Source organism: Streptomyces venezuelae (assembly GCF_008642335.1).
GTDB lineage: Bacteria > Actinomycetota > Actinomycetes > Streptomycetales > Streptomycetaceae > Streptomyces > Streptomyces venezuelae_F.
The window spans coordinates 3,781,208-3,798,282 of sequence record NZ_CP029191.1 but is presented as its reverse complement, the minus strand read 5'-3'; the positions used below and the strand labels follow the sequence as shown (position 1 = coordinate 3,798,282).

Here is a 17,075-nt window from a genome sequence, read left to right as displayed (position 1 = left end):
GAGCAGCCCGGCCGTGCGCGGCCGCGGGGCGCGGGGGACGCTGAACTGCCGGTGACCGCCCGGAGGCCGGCGGCGCGGCGGGAGGTTCGACCATGGCAGCAGTGGCTCGCAGGCGGCGGCAGCGCGTTCTCGTACTGCTCGTGGCACCGCTTCTCGTCGCCCTCGCCGCGGGCTGCGGCGGCGAGGGCGACGGCGACGGGGGTACGCGTACGGCGGCCGCCCGGCCCCTCGACCTCGCGTTCACGCATCCCGGTGTGCTCGTCGGCAAGGAGCAGCTGGAGCGGGCGCGGGACCGGGTGCGGGGGCGGGAGCAGCCCTGGTTCGCGGCGTACGAGCAGATGCGGCGCAGCAAGTACGCGGCCGACGACTACACCGCGCGGCCGTACGCCGTCGTCGAGTGTCCGCCCGACACGCGGCCCGGCCGGGGGTGCGTCGAGGAGCGTGAGGACGCGCTGGCGGCGTACACGCACGCCCTGCTCTGGAACGTGACCGGCGAGCGAGCCCACGCCGAGAAGGCCGTGCAGATCATGGACGCCTGGGCGAAGGTCGTCACCGGGCACACCGAGGACAACGCCGGACTGCAGACCGCGTGGGCCGCCTCGTCCTGGGCGCGGGCCGCCGAAGCCGTGCGCTACACGTACGACGGCTGGCCCGACGGGCAGCTCCTGCGTTTCGAGCGGATGCTCCGCAACGCCTACCTGCCCCAGGTCCGCGACGGCGCCGTCGAGCGCAACGGCAACTGGGACCTGGTCATGGCCGACGCCACCATGAGCATGGCCGTCTTCCTCGACGACCACGCCACGTTCGAGAAGGCCGTGCGGCACTTCAGGACGCGCGTGCCCGCGTACTTCTATCTGGAGTCCGACGGGAAGCTGCCCGTCTCCCCGGCGGGCAGCGGCATCGACACCGCCGCCGAGCTGAAGAAGTACTGGTTCGGGCAGGGCACGTACGCCGACGGGCTCTCGCAGGAGACCTGCCGCAACTTCAAGCACGCGAGCTACTCCCTCGCCGCCGCCTCGCACCTGGCGGAGACCGCCCGTCACCAGGGCGTCGACCTGTACGGAGAGGTCAAGGACCGGCTCCGGGCGGCCTTCGAGTTCCACTCCAAGTACCAGCTGGGCGCGGCGGCGCCCAGCTGGCTGTGCGGCGGCAGGGTGCAGCGCGACATGGGACCCGACACGGAGGTCGGCCTCAGCCATCTGCGGGGACGCCTGGGGCTCGAGATGCCGCAGACCGAGAGGTACACGCGGGAGCGGCGGCCCGAGGGCACGGACGGCCTCTTCGTGGCCTGGGAGACCCTCACGCACGCCGACAGCGCGTAAGTGGTTCGACGCACCCCTCCGGATGGCGTACTGTTGTGTTCACCGACGCGGGGTGGAGCAGCTCGGTAGCTCGCTGGGCTCATAACCCAGAGGTCGCAGGTTCAAATCCTGTCCCCGCTACTGAAGGCCTGAGGCCGGGAAGCATCAGCTTCCCGGCCTCAGGTGTTTTCCCGGCCGTCCCGGCCCCCTGCCGTAACCCGGTCGGCCCACACCAGGTCGCACCCTCCTCCCGCTCCGGGAACCCTGAATGCAGCGCGGTGATGGGCGCGGACTCGGCGGGAGACAAGCGGTGGGGCAGCGAGGAGAACCCGACGAAAGAGGGGGCAGGGGGGCCGCCGGGCCCGAGCGGGCGTTCGTCCGCTCCCTGCCGCTCCTGCTGCTCGTCGTCGGTGTCGTGTACGACGCGATGACCCCGTCGGAGTTCACCGCGTCGCCCCTCTTCACCGCCGCCCCCCTGATCGCCGCCCCCTTCTACTCACGGCTCAACACCGTCCTGACCGGCGTCGCGGCCACGGCCGCCGTCCTGTTCCTGCACTACGGCAACACCGTGAGCAGTCAGGTCGCGGCCGTCACGGAAGTGGTCACCGTGGTGACCGTCGCCGCGCTCGCGATCGTCATCAACCGCGTCGTGCGCCGCAGCAATGACCGGCTCGCCATCGCCCGCTCCATCTCCGAGGCCACCCAGCGCGCCGTGTTGCCCGAGCCGGATCCACGGATCGGCGGGCTCGACTTCGCGGCGCGGTACGAGGCGGCGCAGGCCGACGCGTTCATCGGGGGCGATCTGTACGCGGTGCAGGACACCGCGCACGGCGTACGGCTCATCGTCGGCGACGTGCGCGGCAAGGGCATGGGGGCGGTCGCCGCCGTCGCCGTCGTCATCGGCGCCTTCCGGGAGGCCGCCGAGCAGGAGGCCACCCTGGAGGCGGTCGCGCAGCGCCTGGAGCGGGCGCTGGCGCGCGAGGGCACGCGGCGCGACGGGCTCGACGCGTTCGAGGGGTTCACCACCGCGGTCCTCGCCGAGATCCGGCACGGCGACGGCGCCGTACGGCTCGTGAACCGCGGGCACCCGCCGCCGCTGCTGCTGCGCGGCGACGGACGGCTCTGCGTCCTGTCGGCGAGCGAGCCCGCGCTGCCGCTCGGCATGGGCGACCTCGGGGCCTGGCCGGACCGCGCGGACGAGACGGAGCTGCCGCCCGGCGCGATGCTGCTCTTCTACACGGACGGCCTCTCCGAGGCGCGCGACGCGGCGGGGGAGTTCTACGATCCCGCGACCCGGCTCGGCGGGCGGATCTTCCCGGGGCGCGGCGGTCCGCACGCGCTCCTCGCCGCGCTCGCGGGGGAGGTGCGGCGGCACACCGGGGGCGGCATGACGGACGACATGGCGCTCCTCGCGGTGCGGCGCCCCACCGCCGGGGAGACGGACGACGCGGCCGATGGTTCCGGGGTGACGGCCGGTGACTGAGGTGCACCCCTCCGCATAACAACTGACGCTCTGTCAAGGGAACGTGAAGTTCCGGTGTTTAAGGATGTGGGGTCAACTCGACCCGTTCCGCCCCTTCGTGTCCCGGTACGTACAGCCGATGAGCGTTAACGATCAACCGGAACGGCTTGGAATACCGACCCGCTGTCTATTAACGTTCGATAACGCAGCGCGGTCGTCCCAGCCGTCACTAGAGGCGGCTCCGTGCGCACGCGCCTAATCCCGCAAGGGAGCCGGGGAACCACCAACATGGGGTGAATCGGACCTCTGCGCATCCGTGCATTCGTGCACCCGTGCCAGGTGTCCGTAGGAGACCTTCCTGCTCCGAACCCGTCAGCTAACCCGGTAGGCGAGAAGGAAGGAAAGGAGTGCGCCCCAGTGGCGTCCAACCGGCCTGCCCCCCAAGCCGTGTACGTTCCGAATGACGACGACTTCGGTTCGTACGACGAGGGCTCCTTCGAAGAGTGGAACCCCACCGAGGAGTCCGTCCGTCCCGTCCGCGGCAGGCACCGTGTGCACAAGAAGGGCGGCGGCGGGCTCGCCCGCAGCTCCACCGTGCTCGGCGTGGGCGTCATCGCCGCCGTCGGCGCGGGCGGCATCGCCACCGCGCAGGACGGCAAGCCGCCGGTCTCCATATCGATGCCCGACCTGGGCGCGGTCACCGACTCGCTGCCCGAGGCCGAGTCCCTGCCGGGCGTGGGCTCGCTGCTGTCCGACGACGACGCCGCGGACACCACCACCGCCGTCGCCGCCGCGGCCCCCCTCACCGCCGCGGGCGTCAGCACCGCCGACGCCGAGCAGGGCACCACCCACGCGGGTGAGGCTCTGCGCGCCCGCATCATGCAGCAGGCCGAGAACCAGCAGAACCAGGCGGACACCGCCGTGCGGACCGCGGCCGAGGACGCCGCCGTCAAGAAGGCCGCCGAAGAGGCGGCCGCGCAGCAGCGGGCCGCCGAGAAGGACGCGGACGCCAAGGCCGCCGCCAAGAAGAAGAAGGCGGAGGAGGCCCGGAAGGCGAAGGCCGAGGCCGAACGCCTGGCCAAGCTCGCCAAGAGCTACGCCATCCCCACCTCCTCGTACACCCTCACCTCGCACTTCGGCGACGCCGGCTCCATGTGGTCCTCCGGCCACCACACCGGCCTGGACTTCGCGGCGCCCACGGGCACCCCGCTGAAGGCCGTGCACACCGGCACCGTCAAGGAGGCCGGCTGGGCGGGCGCGTACGGCTACCGCACCGTGCTCGAGCTCGAGGACGGCACGGAGGTCTGGTACTGCCACCAGTCGTCGCTCAACGTCAGCGCGGGCCAGAAGGTCTCCACGGGTGACGTCATCGGCCGCGTCGGCGCGACCGGCAACGTCACGGGACCGCACCTCCACATGGAGGTCCACACGCCGGGCGGCACCGGGATCGACCCGCTCGGGTGGCTGCAGAGCAAGGGCCTCAACCCCTGATCCCTCCGGGGCGAGCGGTCCGGCACCGGTTTCGTTGCGGCTTGCACGGAATTCCGTTTCCGTTGGGGGCGTTGAGGAGCACATGACTTCTCTTCGCCCTCTCGGCTCCTCCGACCTCGAGGTCTTCCCGCTCTCCCTCGGCGGCAACGTCTTCGGCTGGACCGCGGACCGGGCGGCGTCCTTCGCCGTCCTCGACGCCTACACCGCGGCAGGCGGCAACTTCATCGACACCGCCGACGCGTACTCGGCCTGGGTCGACGGCAACAAGGGCGGCGAGTCCGAGACCCTCATCGGCGAGTGGCTCGCCGAGCGCGGCAACCGCTCCGACGTCGTCGTGGCCACGAAGGTCGGCTCCCACCCCGACCACAAGGGCCTGTCCGCAGCCACCATCAAGGGCGCCGCCGACGCGTCGCTCCAGCGCCTCGGCACGGACTACATCGACCTCTACTACACGCACTTCGACGACACGTCGGTGCCCGTGGAGGAGATCATCGGCGCGCTCGACGAGCTGGTGCGGGCGGGCAAGGTGCGCGCCATCGCCGCCTCCAACATCTCCCCCGAGCGGCTCCAGGAGTCCCTCGACCTCTCCGACCGCGAGGGCCTCGCGCGCTACGTGGCGCTGCAGCCGCACTACAACCTCGTCTCCCGCGACACCTACGAGGGCCCCCTCCAGGAAGTCGCCTCGCGCTCCGGCCTCGCGGCCGTCCCCTACTTCGGGCTCGCGGCGGGCTACCTCACCGGCAAGTACCGGGCGGGCACACACGTCGAGAGCGCGCGCAGCTCGCGGGTCGAGGCGTACGTGGGGACGGAGCGGGGCGAACGGGTCCTCGCCGCGCTCGACGAGATCGCACAGGCGCACGGCGCGCAGGTCCCGACCGTGGCGCTCGCGTGGCTGGCTGCGCAGCCCACCGTGGCGGCGCCGATCGCTTCCGCGCGGACGGTGGAGCAGCTTCCTGCGCTGCTCGCGGTGGCGGATCTGGAGCTGACGGAGGCGGAGGTGGCGGCGCTGAACGCGGCGTCCGCGTAGTCAGTCCCTAGGGGCGGTACTCAGTCCCTAGGGGCGGTACGGGTTGTACGGCGTGGGGTAGCCGTAGGCCGGGTGGGGCTGCGGGGGCCAGCCGCCGTACACCCCCGGCGTCCCGGGCGCCGCGTACATCCCGTAGGGCGGCATGGGGGGCATGACCGGTGCCGTCGCCTGGGCCGCGTACGCGTGGGCGGGGCGGGCCGGTTCGCGGCGCTCCCAAAGTTTTTCGAGCAGTTCCCGCTCGCGTACGACGAAGTCGGCGCCGGCCCGTCCGCGGCGGCCCCGGTGGCGCAGGAACGCGAGGGACGTCGCGTACATCTGGTACTCCGCGACCGTGCGGGCCGCGGGCTTGCCCCAGGTGTACGCGGCGTAGTCGCGGGCCAGTGAGCGGGCGCGCATCGAGCCGAGCGCGAACGGTTCGGGCGGCGTGAGCCAGCCCGCCGCCGCGTACACGGGCAGCTCCTCGCGGATCATGCGGAGCTCGCGCTGCCGGGTCCAGATGGCCAGCCAGGTCAGCAGGCCGAACGCCGGGAGCATGAAGAGGGCGTACACGGTGAAGAACCCGAACTGCCCGAAGACGGCGGAGCCGTTCCACAGGGCGTGCATGCCCATCGCGAGCAGCAGCCCGGTGAGCGGGAGCAGCACGCGGCGCACGACCTGCCGCTCGGCCGAGAGCGCGGCGATGCCGAAGCCGATGCCGGTCAGGACCGTGAAGAGCGGGTGGGCGAACGGCGACATGACGACGCGGACGAAGAACGTCGCGGCGGTCACGGAGGCGAGGCCGCTCTCGCGGCTGAGCTGGTCGGTGACGAAGGCGTTGCCCAGATAGAGGATGTTCTCGGTGAACGCGAACCCGGTCGCGGTCACCCCGGCTATGACGACGCCGTCGACGATGCCGGTGAAGTCGCGTCTGCGGAAGAGGAAGACGAGGAGCACGGCGGCGGCCTTCGCGCTCTCCTCGACGATCGGGGCGACGACGGTCGCGCCGATGTTGTCCGCGCCGCTCGGGTCGGCGGTGGCGGTGGCTATCCAGCGGATCGCGAAGCTGTTCGCCACGATCGCGACGAGAGCGGCGGCGCAGGCGCCCCAGGAGAAGGAGAAGAGGAGGTTCCGCCAGGGGCCGGGCGCCACGCGGTCCAGCCAGCGGAACGCGGCGACGAGGAGCGGTACGGGCACGGTCGCGAGGCCGAGCCCGACGAGGAAGCCCTCGGTGCCGGTCTGCTCCCTGACCAGGGCGAGGATCACCAGGCCGGAGAGTGCGAGCAGGGTGACGAGCGCGGCGACGCGTATCGCTCGCCGCTGCCACCAGCGGACACGGAGGAGCTCCCTCGGGGCGGGCGCCTCGGGGGGTATCGGATACGGGGAACCGGTGGCCACGTGGTCGACCCTAACGAGGGATGGGGGTGGCCGCGACGGTGCCTCAGTCCTGGGTGGCTGCCGTGGTCGGGGACACCTTGCGGAACAGCAGGTCGTGGACGACGTGGCCCTTGTCGAGGCCCTGGCCCTCGAAGCGGGTGCGGGGGCGGAAGCCGGGGCGCGGCGCGTATCCGCCGTCGGGCTGCGTGTTCTCGAAGTCGGGGTGCGCGGTGAGCACCTCGAGCATCTGCTCGGCGTACGGCTCCCAGTCGGTCGCGCAGTGCAGCAGCGCGCCGGGCTTGAGGGAGGGCGCGGCGAGCGTCAGGAACTCGGGCTGGATGAGGCGCCGCTTGTGGTGGCGGGCCTTGGGCCAGGGATCGGGAAAGTACACGCGCAGCCCGTGCAAGGACTCGGCCGGCAACATCTCCCGAAGCAGAATAATGGCGTCCCCATTGGCCACGCGGACGTTGTCGAGGCCCTTGCGCTCGGCGAGGCCGAGGAGGTTGCCCTGGCCCGGGGTGTGCACGTCGACGGCGAGGATGCCGGTGTCCGGATCGGCGGCGGCCATCTCGGCGGTCGCCTCACCCATGCCGAAGCCGATCTCCAGGACGACGGGCAGGTCGGGGCGCGGCCCCCGCTCGTCGCCGAAGAGCTCGGCGAGGTCCAGGGTGCGGAGCCCGTCGATGTCCAGGCCCCACGTGGGCCAGAGCCGCCGCAGGGCGTCCCCCTGGCTGGTGGTCACCCGGCTCCGGCGGGGCTGGAAACTACGGATCCGCCGCTCGTGATGCGACCCGGCAGGATCGGGCGAGGGCCCCCCGGGAAACCGAGGAGCCGCCGTGACCCGCCCCCCGCCACGGGTGGGGGCAACATCAGAAGCGTCAGAAGCGCCGGAAACGTCGGCGTCACGAGATGAGTCAGACACAGTGCCCCAATTTTACGCGCTGCCCGCAGAGCGCGGGGCGTGACCGGGACTGCCCCAGGGGCGCGGGGGACTGCGCGATCGGCCGGGACGGACCGGCAGCCGAGCAGGGCCCGGTGGGTCGGGGGCTGGGCGTCGGGCGTGAGGCGGACTACCTCAGGGGCGCGGGGAACTGCGCGACCGGCCGGGACGGACCCGCAGCCGAACTACGACCGGCGGTCGGCCTCAGCCGCCGCCCTCCGCCTCCCGCAACGCGGAGACCGCCCGTCGGGCAACCTCCCTGCCGATGGGCAGAGACGCCGTCGCAGCCGGCGAGGGCGCGTTCAGGACGTGAACCGCCCGCGCCCCCTCCCGTATGAGGAAATCGTCGACCAACGTCCCGTCCCGCAGCACCGCCTGCGCCCGCACCCCCGCAGGCGCAGCCACGAGATCATCGGCCCGAACCGCGGGCAGCAGCCTCCGCACCGCCTCGGTGAACGCGGACTTGGACGCGGACCGCCGCAGCTCCCCCGCCCCGTACCGCCAGTGCCGCCGCGCCATGTGCCAGGACCCGGGCCAGCCGATCGTCCCGGCGAGCTCGCGGGGCCGGACGACCGACCACCCGTACCCCTCCCGCGCCAGCGCCGGCACCGCGTTCGGCCCCACGTGGACGCCGCCGTCGATGCCGCGCGTGAGGTGGACGCCGAGGAAGGGGAACGCCGGATCGGGCACGGGATAGACGAGGCCCCGCACCAGCTCGGGCCTGGCCAGCTCGAAGTACTCCCCCCGGAACGGCACGATCCGCATGCCGGGGTCGTCCCCGGTGAGCCGCGCGATCCCGTCGCAGTGGAGCCCCGCGCAGTTCACGAGGACCTTGCCGCGCACGACGGCCCCGTCGGCGGTGAGGACGGCGACGCCCCGGTCGGCCCGGCGGTCGATGCGGACGACCTCGCCCTGCAGCCCGTACCGGATCTCCGCCCCGGACGCGTCGGCCAGGCGCGCGGCCACCGCGCTGTAGTCACATGTCCCCGTCGTGCCCACGTGGATCGCGGCGAGTCCGCGGACCTCCGGTTCGTACTCGGTGATCTGCGCGGGACCCAGCTCGCGCACCGGAATGCCGTTCTCCCTGCCGCGCTGCACGAGCGCGTGCAGGCGCGGCAGCTCGTCCCGCTCGGTGGCGACGATGAGCTTGCCGGTGACCTCGTGCGCGACGCCGTACTCCGCGCAGAACTTGACCATCTCGGCGGCACCACGGACCGCGTACCGCGCCTTGAGGGAACCCGGGCGGTAGTAGATCCCGCTGTGGATGACGCCGCTGTTGCGGCCCGTCTGGTGCCGGGCGGGGCCCGTCTCCTTCTCCAGGACCGTGACCCGCGTGCCGGGAGTCGTGCGCGTGAGGGCATACGCCGTCGCGAGCCCGACGATCCCCCCGCCGATCACCAGCACGTCGCAGTCGTACGCGACCTTCTTCACCGCGCCTCACCTCCCACCACAGATACTGCCCTGCGCCACTGACAACGCCGCCAAACCTCGGACGCCGGATCCTTCCCGCCCCTTAACCCGCGCCCACCCGTGGGTTCACCCGCGATCGCGACCGGTACGAGCACGACCGGGCACCGCGGCGGCGACGGACTTACGCCGGAGCCACCAGCAGCGGCCGCGCCCGCTCCCGCAGCTCGACCACCCGCGGCTCGTCCCCGTACGGCTCGAGGCGGTGCAGCAGATCCTTCACGTACTCCGTGGTCCTCGCGGACGAGATCCGCCCGGCGACCTCAAGGGCACGCGTGCCCTGCTCGCACGCCGCGTCGAGGTTCCCGGACTCCAGCTCGGCGACGGCCGACACCACGAGCCGTAAGCCGTGCGAGCGCACGAATTCCTCCGTGGGCCGGGACAGCGCCTGCTCCGTGAAGCGCCGCACCTGCCGGGGTGCCTTCAGGTCGCGGTAGCACTCCGCGGCGTCGGCGGCGAAGCGGTCGTACGAGTAGAAGCCGAGCCAGGACGGGTCGTTGTCGCCGTCACGGGCCCGCTCCAGCCAGCCCTCGGCGGCCCGCAGCGCCGCCCCCGCGGCCTGCGCGTCGTTGGCACGCGCGTGTGCCCGTGCCTCGACAAGGCGGAAGAAGCTCATCGTGCGGGCGGTCGCCAGACCCCTGTTCCGTTCCAGCGCGGCCTGCGCGAGGTCGACTCCCTCGTCCCCGAAGCCCCGGTAGGTCGCCTGGAGGGACATGGACGCCAGGACGTACCCCCCGAGGGGGACGTCCGCCGCCGCGCGCGCGAGGCGCAGCGCCTGGATGTAGTAGCGCTGGGCGGCCTCCTGCTGGCCGGTGTCGAAGGCCATCCAGCCGGCGAGGCGCGTCAGCTCGGCGGAGGCTCCGAAGAGGGCACGTCCGACCTCGTCGGAGTACGAGCCGAGCAGCAGCGGTGCCGCCTCGACCCGCAGGCACTCGGGGACCATCGAGGAGCGCCAGTCGCCGCCGCCGTACTTGGAGTCCCAGCGGCGCGCGTCCTCGGCCGCCTCGCGCAGCTTCAGCACGTCGCTGTGGCCGACCTTCAACGGCGCGCCGCCGTCGTCGGTGTGCGCGGTGTCGCGGGACACCTCGCGCGTGACGTCACGGGCGACGGAGCTGTCCGCGGGGGTTATCAGCCAGCGCGATGCGGGTGTCGCGTAGGCACTGACGGCGAAGGAGCCGGCCAGGGACTGCCAGATCCCGCCGCTGCCCGCGCGCCGGCCCGCCAGGTCGAGGCGGTACAACTCGGTCGCGGACTTCACCGCCGCCCCCACGTCGCGCGGGAAGGCGAGGCCCACCTCCGGCGCGGGGTCGGCGTCCGCGAGGCCGATCTCGTGCAGGGGCACGGGGCGGCCGAGCTTCTGCCCGATGGCCGCCGCGATCAGGTGCGGGGCGGCGCCCTGCGGCACCATGCCCTTGGACACCCACCGGGCGACCGATGTCTTGTCGTAACGGAGCGTCAACCCGCGTTGGGCGCCGAGGTCGTTGACCCGGCGCGCGAGTCCCGCATTGCTGATTCCCGCGAGGGCGAGAACGGTGCCGAGCTTTTCGTTCGGCCCGCGTTGCTCCCTGGACATGCGCCACCCCTCGACACAGACGGCTGCCGGGCAGTGGCTGGACCGCGCACGGCATTCGTGCCGTGTTCCCCGGGGGCGTGGCCGGAAAGTCGGCCGCAAGCGCGTTTGGCCGATCCTCCAGGTATATGCCTCCGCGAAAACAACAGCACACACAGCGTAGTTCGCCGCCTCCCAAGCGTTAAGAGGCCCAGTTCCGGATGGCGGGATTGTTGTCCGTACGTAGGTGCCCCGGCGGCGATGTGTGCTCCCGCCGTGTGGCCGTGCGCCCGTGTGTGCGCTCTTCTCCGGCCATGGCGACAGGGCTTCCATTGGCGATGCGTGGGTCGGCCCGCTGCGCTGGAGTCAGTGGGCTGGGGGACACCGCCGCCTCCATCCCCGCGGGCGGCGGACCGGTCCGGGAGGCGAACACCGCCTCCCGGGCTGTGTGTTGCCTTCGAACGGTTCCCTCCCGGGGCTGCGCCAGGCCGATTTGGCCGAAAAACACCCGTGTACAGAAACCGGCATAACGCCCATGGCGGCGGTGTGCGCATGTGTCCGAGCGCGATGTGCGCGTGCGTTCGGGTCCGGCGTACGCCTGCGCCCCGGTGCGGCGCACGCGTGCGCCTGTGACGGCTGAACGCGCCGAGCGCACAAGCTCGCACACGCCGTGCGCAGGAGGTGCGCGTGGCCGCCCGAGCGCTCCTTGGGCCCTCCCCGGAGCCTCAATAAGAAGCAGGGCACCGTTCTGCTCTCAACTACCGCTCACCTGGGGCGCATTCCAGGGGGCGCAAGCCGTTCCGTAGCCCTTCCCGCACGCCTCCTTCGTGGCAGCATGGGACCCCAGTTCTTCGGTGTACTGGGCGGCCGTGCCCGGCGGCGCTCGGCCGACGGCCCGTCCACAGCCTGTGGAGGCAGCGATGCGGTGGTTGGTGGGGTGGAGCAGTACCACCGCGAGATCCTCGGCGGTGGGCTCGGCCGGGGCCACCGGTGACGACGGCAGGACCGTCCACCCCGTGGGTTCCCAACTCCTGTGGGGCGACCCGGATCCGCTCTGGGCGGTCGGCGACTGGCGGGCCGACGAAGTACGCACAGTGACGGCCGACGAGCAGACCCGCATCGCGGTGCTCGGCACCTGCGGAGCCTCCGACGAGGAACTCAGGGTCGGCCTCCTCGCCGCCCGCGGCGGCGCCCTGCGCCACCTGACCGCGTGGTCCGGCAGCTACACGGCGGTCGTCCAGGTCGGCCGCCGCGTCATGGTCGCCGGCGACCTCGCGGGCGCCCGCCCCGTCTTCTACACCCCCTGGGCCGACGGCACGGCCTACGGAACCGCCGCCCTGCCGCTCGCCGACCTCGTCGAGGCCCACCTGGACATCGGCCACCTCGCGGCGCTGCTCGCCGCCCCCGACGTCCCCGAGGCGCTGCACGACTCGACCCCGTACCAGGGCGTGCGGCGCGTACCGCCGGGGCACGCGCTGATCCTGCGCGCGGGCGCGCGGGAGATCGCCGGGTACGAACCGGTGGCCTCGCTCGCGGTCGCCGCGGCCCCCACCGACCCCGACAGCGCGGTGGACGGCGTCCGCGAGGCCCTCATCGACGCGGTACGCGCGCGCCTGACCGCACCCCGCCACGTACCCGGCACGGACATGGACCCCGGCCCGGTGCCCGGCATGGGGCCCGCCGAACGGCGCGCGGCCCGCGGCATGCCGGTGCCCGGCATCGGCGCCGACCTCTCCGGAGGGCCAGCCTCCGGAACCCTCGCACTCCTCGCGGCCGGTCTGCCCGGGATGCCCGGCACGGTGCTCGGCCACGGCACCGGCGCGGGGGAGCGCCTCCTCGCCGTCACCTTCAACGACCTGGCCGTCAACGGCCGCGAGGCCGAACTGGAGCGGGCCGGCGCCATCGCCGCCAACCCGCGCCTGCACCACGTCGTCGTCGCGGCGGGCGAGGACGCACTGCCCTACGCCGACCTGGACGGACCCCTGACGGACGAGCCGAGCGCCGTCCTGGTGGCCGCCCAGCGCCACCGCGCCCGGCTCACGTCGGGCAGCGCCGACCACTTCACCGGCCACGGCGCCCGGCAGGTCCTCGACGCCCACCCGGCCCGCCTCGCCGACCTCCTGATGGACCGCAAACGACGCCACATGGTGCGCCCCGTGGCGGCGCTGGCGAAGGCCGACGGCTCGGTGATGGTCCCCGCGCGCGTGTACGGCGCCGCCCGCAAGCTCGCCCGCACGCCGCACCGCGCGGGCGTCGAATCGCTGGCCGAGCGCCTGCTGCAGCGCCGCTTCGACGAACCCGGCGGAGCCGTCGGGGCGTCACTCGCCGCCCTCGCGTGGGGCAGGCCGGGGCCCGCCGCGCGCTGGCTGACCGGAGAGGCCCTCGCTGAAGTATCGGTTCGCCTCCAGGACACCACCATGCGTCCCGGCGGCCCGGGACAGCGGCCCGGCGAGTTCCGGGCGCGGGCCGCCCTCGCCCGGCACGCCGCGGACCTGCGCGTCCTGGAGCAGGCCGCCGAGGTGCGCTTCCAACGGCTGCACGCGCCCTTCCTGGACAACCAGGTCGTCCGTGCCTGCCGGGCTCTCCCCGAAGCGCTGCGCGTACAGCCCGGGGCGCGGGCCTCGATCCTGCGCACCGTCCTCGAAGGCGCCGGGGTCGCCGACCTGCCCGCCGGCTGGGGCGCCCCCTCCCACGCCTCGAACGCGGCGGCCGCCCGCACGGGGCTCCGCATGGCGGTGGACGACCTCATCGCCCTCTTCGACACCCCGTTGCTCGCCCAGGCGGGCCTGGTCGAGGCCCGCGTGGTCCGCAAGGCCCTGCGCTCGGCCGCCGAAGGGGAACCCCTTCCGCTGGACGGCCTGGCAGACCTGGTCTCCACCGAGCTGTGGCTGCGGCGACTCCTGTCGCGAAGAGGAACGTGCTGGACGGGGACTCCAGCACGGCAACGAGCTGTTCCCACGGGGAGTGTGGTCCCGCAGAGGGGAGCCCTAGGAGCGGGGCGCTAGCAGGCAGGCAGCGGGTCGACAGCGGGTCGGCGACGCGCGCCCCGAAAGAAAGCCCGCGCCCTCGCGCACCCGGACGGGGAGAATGACGAGGTGCGGTACCGAATCCTGGGCGCCACCGAGGCGTACGACGACCAAGGCGCCCCTCTGTCCGTAGGGGGCCAGCGACTGCGTGCCCTGCTCGCCGCCCTCGCCCTCCAGGCGAACCGCACGGCGACTGTCGGCGCGCTCATCGAAGAGGTGTGGGCCGGAGATCCGCCGGCCGACGCCCCCGCCGCCCTCCAGGCCCTGGTGGGCCGCCTGCGCCGGGCCGTCGGCAAGGACGCCGTCGTGTCCGCGCCCGGCGGCTACCGTCTCGCCGTCGCCCCCGACGACGTCGACCTGCACCGCTTCGAGCGCCTCGCGCGCGAGGGCAGGGCGGCGCTGGACCGCGGCGACCCGGCCCTGGCCGCCCGCACCCTGCGCGACGCGCTCGCCCTGTGGCGCGGCCCCGCCCTCGCCGACCTGCCCGACCGCGCCACCGCGGCTCGCCCCGAGGCACAGCGCGCGGAGGCCGTCCGCGCGCGGATCGAGGCGGACCTCGTCCTGGGCCGCGCCCCCGAGGTCGTACCGGAACTGCGCGAGCTGACCTCCGCCCACCCGTACGACGAGGCACTGCGCGCCCTGCTGATCCGCGCCCTGCGCGACGCCGGCCGCGGAGCCGACGCCCTCGCCGCGTACGAGGAGGCACGCCGCGCCCTCGCCGACGGCCTCGGCACCGACCCCGGCCCGGAACTGCGCGCGCTGCACGCCGCCCTGCTCGCGGGCCCGGACCGGCCGCGGCAGAAACCGGCAGGCCAGGAACAGCGGCCGCAGGAACAACAGTCGCAGGGACAGCGGCCGCAGGAACAACAGCAGCGGCCAGGATCACCGCAGCAGCTGTCAGGATCGCAACAGCGGCTACTGGAACCGCACCAGCCACAGCCGTCGCAGGAACCCCAACGGGTGGGGCGAAGCGACCAGAACGGCAACATCCGCACCCGCCTCACGTCTTTCGTCGGCCGGGAACCCGAACTCGACGCCATCCGTTCAGACTTGCGCAGGGCCCGCCTCGTCACCCTCACCGGACCGGGCGGCTCCGGCAAGACCCGCCTCGCCGAGGAAGCCGCCGCCGGGCATCCGCGGGCCTGGCTGGCCGAGCTCGCCCCGCTCGACCACCCCGAGGCGGTGCCCGGCGCTGTCGTCAGCGCGCTCGACCTGCGCGAGACCGTCCTGATGACCAGCGAACTGACCACCTCGCAGGACGACCCGGTCGCCCTGCTCGTCGAGTACTGCGCGCCACGCAGCCTGCTCCTGCTCCTTGACAACTGCGAACACGTGATCGGCGCGGCCGCCGAGCTCGCCGAGACCCTCCTCACGCACTGCCCGGGTCTCACCATCCTCGCCACCAGCCGCGAACCCCTGGGCGTGCCGGGCGAAGCGGTCCGCCCCGTGGAGCCGCTCCCGCCCGACCCGGCACACCGCCTGTTCACCGAGCGGGCCGTCGCGGTGCGGCCCGGCTTCGACCCGGCGGCGGACGCCGACGCCGTCGCCGAGATCTGCCGCCGTCTCGACGGCCTGCCGCTCGCCATCGAACTGGCCGCCGCCCGCCTGCGGCTGCTCACCCCGCGCCAGATCGCCGACCGCCTCGACGACCGCTTCCGCCTCCTGACCAGCGGCAGCCGCACGGTCCTGCCCCGCCAGCAGACCCTGCGGGCCGTCGTCGACTGGTCCTGGGAGCTCCTCGACGAGGCCGAGCGTGCCGTGCTGCGCGAGGCGTCCGTCTTCGCGGGCAGCTGGGACCTCCCGGCCGCCGAGGCCGTGTGCACCGCGCCCGCCACCGACCTCATCGGCGCCCTCGTCGACAAGTCCCTGGTGGTCGCCGTGCCGTCCGCGACCCCCGGCGGCGGCATGCGCTACCGCCTCCTGGAGACCATCCACGAGTACGCGACCGAACGCGCCGCCGAGACCCCGGACCTGCTCGCCGCCGCCGAGACCCGCCACTCCGCGTACTTCCGGGACCTCGTCGCCCGCGCCGAGCCCCTGCTCCGCTCCGCGGAGCAACTGCCGTGGATCAGCCGCCTGGAGACGGACCTCGACAACATCCGGGCCGCCCTGCAGCGCACCGCCGCCACCGGTGACGCGGCAGGCGCGATCGACATGGCCCTGAACACGGGCTGGTTCTGGTGGCTGCGCAACTACCGCAGGGAGGGCGCCGACTGGATGGCCCGCGTCCTGGAACTCGCGCCGCCCGGCCTCCCAGCCGAGGACGACCCGCTGTACTGGCCGTGGATGCGGCTCAAGCTGCTGCACGTGTGCCTCGTCGCGGAGTCCAGGCCCGCGGACTCGCCGGCCCACCACGACGAGTGGGCGGACCCCACACTCGTCGAGGGGCTGCGCGCCGCCTTCTCGCAGCCCCTGCCCGAGACGGCGCGCTTCCCCGGGCTGCTCTGGCCGTTCACCATCTTCTTCACCGGCGGCACCCACGAGGACGCGCTGGGTCCGCTGAACCGGACGGTCGAGAACTGCCGCCGTCACGGCGAGGACTGGGACCTCGGCGTCATCCTCATGTTCCGCACCCACATGGCCGTCGACATGCCCGGCAACCTCTCCGGCGTCGACGAGGACCTGGCCGAGCTGCGGGAGCTGAGCCGCCGGGTCGGCGACCGCTGGATGCGCGCCCAGGTGTGCAGCGCGGCGGGCGAGGCGGCCATGGCCCGCAGCAACCACGAGGAGGCCCGCGTCGAGTACGAGGAAGCGCTGCGCCTCGCCCACGAAGTGGGCGCGTTCGCGGAGTCCTCGTTCCTGCTCGCCCGGCTCGCCGAGGTCGCGTTCCGCGAGGGCGACCGGGCCGCGGCGACGAAGATGCTCGACGAGGCACGCAGGGAGGCCGAGCGGTACGGGGTGACGGACGCACGCGCGTTCGTACGGCTCCTCGGGGCACTGCTCGCCCTGGACGAGGGGGACATCGGCACGGCCCGCGCGCTGTGCGAGGCCTCGCGGGCCGATGCCGAGTACGGCACGCCGCCCCCGCAGTTCAGCGTCGGCCTGAGCGGCATGGAGGCCCGCGTCGCCGCCGCCGAGTCCGGTCCCGCCGCGGGACTGCCCATCGTCACCGGCGCTGTGCGCGAAGCCGTGGAGACCCACTGCTCCGAAGTGATCGTGGCGTCGCTGGTGGACGGTGCCGCGTCGCTGCTCGGCGAACTCGGCGAGCACACGCGCGCGACCCGTGCTCTCGCCGCCGCCACCACCCTGCGCAACGGCAATGCGCGGCCCCACCCGGAGGACGCGCAGGCGGACCGCGTCGAGCGCGCGGCCCTGACGGCGCTCGGCCCCGACACGTACGAGCGCGAGCGCGCCGCGGGCAGCATGCTGACGACGGCCGAGGTGCTGGCCGAACTGGAGCTCGCGACGGCGGCCGTCGGAGACACGAGCGACTAGGCGGACACCTCAGCCTCAGCCTGA

General features: G+C 73.5%; 10 protein-coding genes, 1 tRNA gene and 1 riboswitch. Of the genes, 7 read left to right on the top strand and 4 right to left on the bottom strand.

All coding sequences use genetic code 11. The annotated features are described in order from the left end of the window. Nucleotides 1-92 precede the first annotated feature (92 nt). The 5 genes from DEJ49_RS16975 (at nucleotide 93) to DEJ49_RS16955 (ending at nucleotide 5,281) form a co-directional block, all read left to right on the top strand. Nucleotides 93-1,322 carry an alginate lyase family protein gene (locus tag DEJ49_RS16975; RefSeq protein ID WP_150184905.1) on the top strand — a complete coding sequence of 410 codons (1,230 nt, stop codon included), beginning with the start codon at nucleotides 93-95 and terminating at the stop codon, nucleotides 1,320-1,322. Nucleotides 1,323-1,368: 46 nt separating this feature from the next. Continuing rightward, a tRNA-Met gene (locus DEJ49_RS16970) sits at nucleotides 1,369-1,442 on the top strand. 169 nt (nucleotides 1,443-1,611) lie between these two features. Continuing rightward, entirely contained in the window at nucleotides 1,612-2,784 is a 1,173-nt protein-coding gene (locus tag DEJ49_RS16965; RefSeq protein WP_223832868.1) for a PP2C family protein-serine/threonine phosphatase, read from the top strand. Nucleotides 2,785-3,005: 221 nt separating this feature from the next. Then, nucleotides 3,006-3,169, top strand: a riboswitch (cyclic di-AMP (ydaO/yuaA leader). A gap of 11 nt (nucleotides 3,170-3,180) precedes the next feature. Continuing rightward, on the top strand, nucleotides 3,181-4,254 hold the full coding sequence (locus DEJ49_RS16960; protein ID WP_150184903.1) for a M23 family metallopeptidase: 1,074 nt from the start codon (nucleotides 3,181-3,183) through the stop codon (nucleotides 4,252-4,254). Between the two features lie 82 nt (nucleotides 4,255-4,336). Then, nucleotides 4,337-5,281 carry an aldo/keto reductase gene (locus tag DEJ49_RS16955; protein ID WP_150184902.1) on the top strand — a complete coding sequence of 315 codons (945 nt, stop codon included), beginning with the start codon at nucleotides 4,337-4,339 and terminating at the stop codon, nucleotides 5,279-5,281. A 27-nt stretch (nucleotides 5,282-5,308) separates the two neighbouring features. On the opposite strand, the gene DEJ49_RS16950 is transcribed toward DEJ49_RS16955, so the two are convergent. From DEJ49_RS16950 to DEJ49_RS16935, 4 genes are all read right to left on the bottom strand, one after another. Continuing rightward, on the bottom strand, nucleotides 5,309-6,655 hold the full coding sequence (locus DEJ49_RS16950; protein ID WP_150184901.1) for a PrsW family intramembrane metalloprotease: 1,347 nt from the start codon (nucleotides 6,653-6,655) through the stop codon (nucleotides 5,309-5,311). Nucleotides 6,656-6,698: 43 nt separating this feature from the next. Beyond that, nucleotides 6,699-7,556: a tRNA (guanosine(46)-N7)-methyltransferase TrmB gene (gene trmB, locus DEJ49_RS16945; protein WP_150184900.1), complete on the bottom strand. Its 858-nt coding sequence runs from the start codon at nucleotides 7,554-7,556 to the stop codon at nucleotides 6,699-6,701. 222 nt (nucleotides 7,557-7,778) lie between these two features. Further along, on the bottom strand, nucleotides 7,779-9,005 hold the full coding sequence (lhgO, locus tag DEJ49_RS16940) for an L-2-hydroxyglutarate oxidase (protein ID WP_150184899.1): 1,227 nt from the start codon (nucleotides 9,003-9,005) through the stop codon (nucleotides 7,779-7,781). A gap of 160 nt (nucleotides 9,006-9,165) precedes the next feature. Then, entirely contained in the window at nucleotides 9,166-10,614 is a 1,449-nt protein-coding gene (locus tag DEJ49_RS16935) for an MFS transporter (protein WP_150184898.1), read from the bottom strand. 896 nt (nucleotides 10,615-11,510) lie between these two features. Between DEJ49_RS16935 and DEJ49_RS16930 the strand changes: the two genes are divergently transcribed. Further along, nucleotides 11,511-13,595 carry an asparagine synthase-related protein gene (locus DEJ49_RS16930; RefSeq protein ID WP_150184897.1) on the top strand — a complete coding sequence of 695 codons (2,085 nt, stop codon included), beginning with the start codon at nucleotides 11,511-11,513 and terminating at the stop codon, nucleotides 13,593-13,595. 90 nt (nucleotides 13,596-13,685) lie between these two features. Beyond that, nucleotides 13,686-17,051, top strand: coding sequence for an AfsR/SARP family transcriptional regulator (locus DEJ49_RS16925; RefSeq protein WP_150184896.1), 3,366 nt, complete (start codon nucleotides 13,686-13,688; stop codon nucleotides 17,049-17,051). Nucleotides 17,052-17,075: the final 24 nt, after the last annotated feature.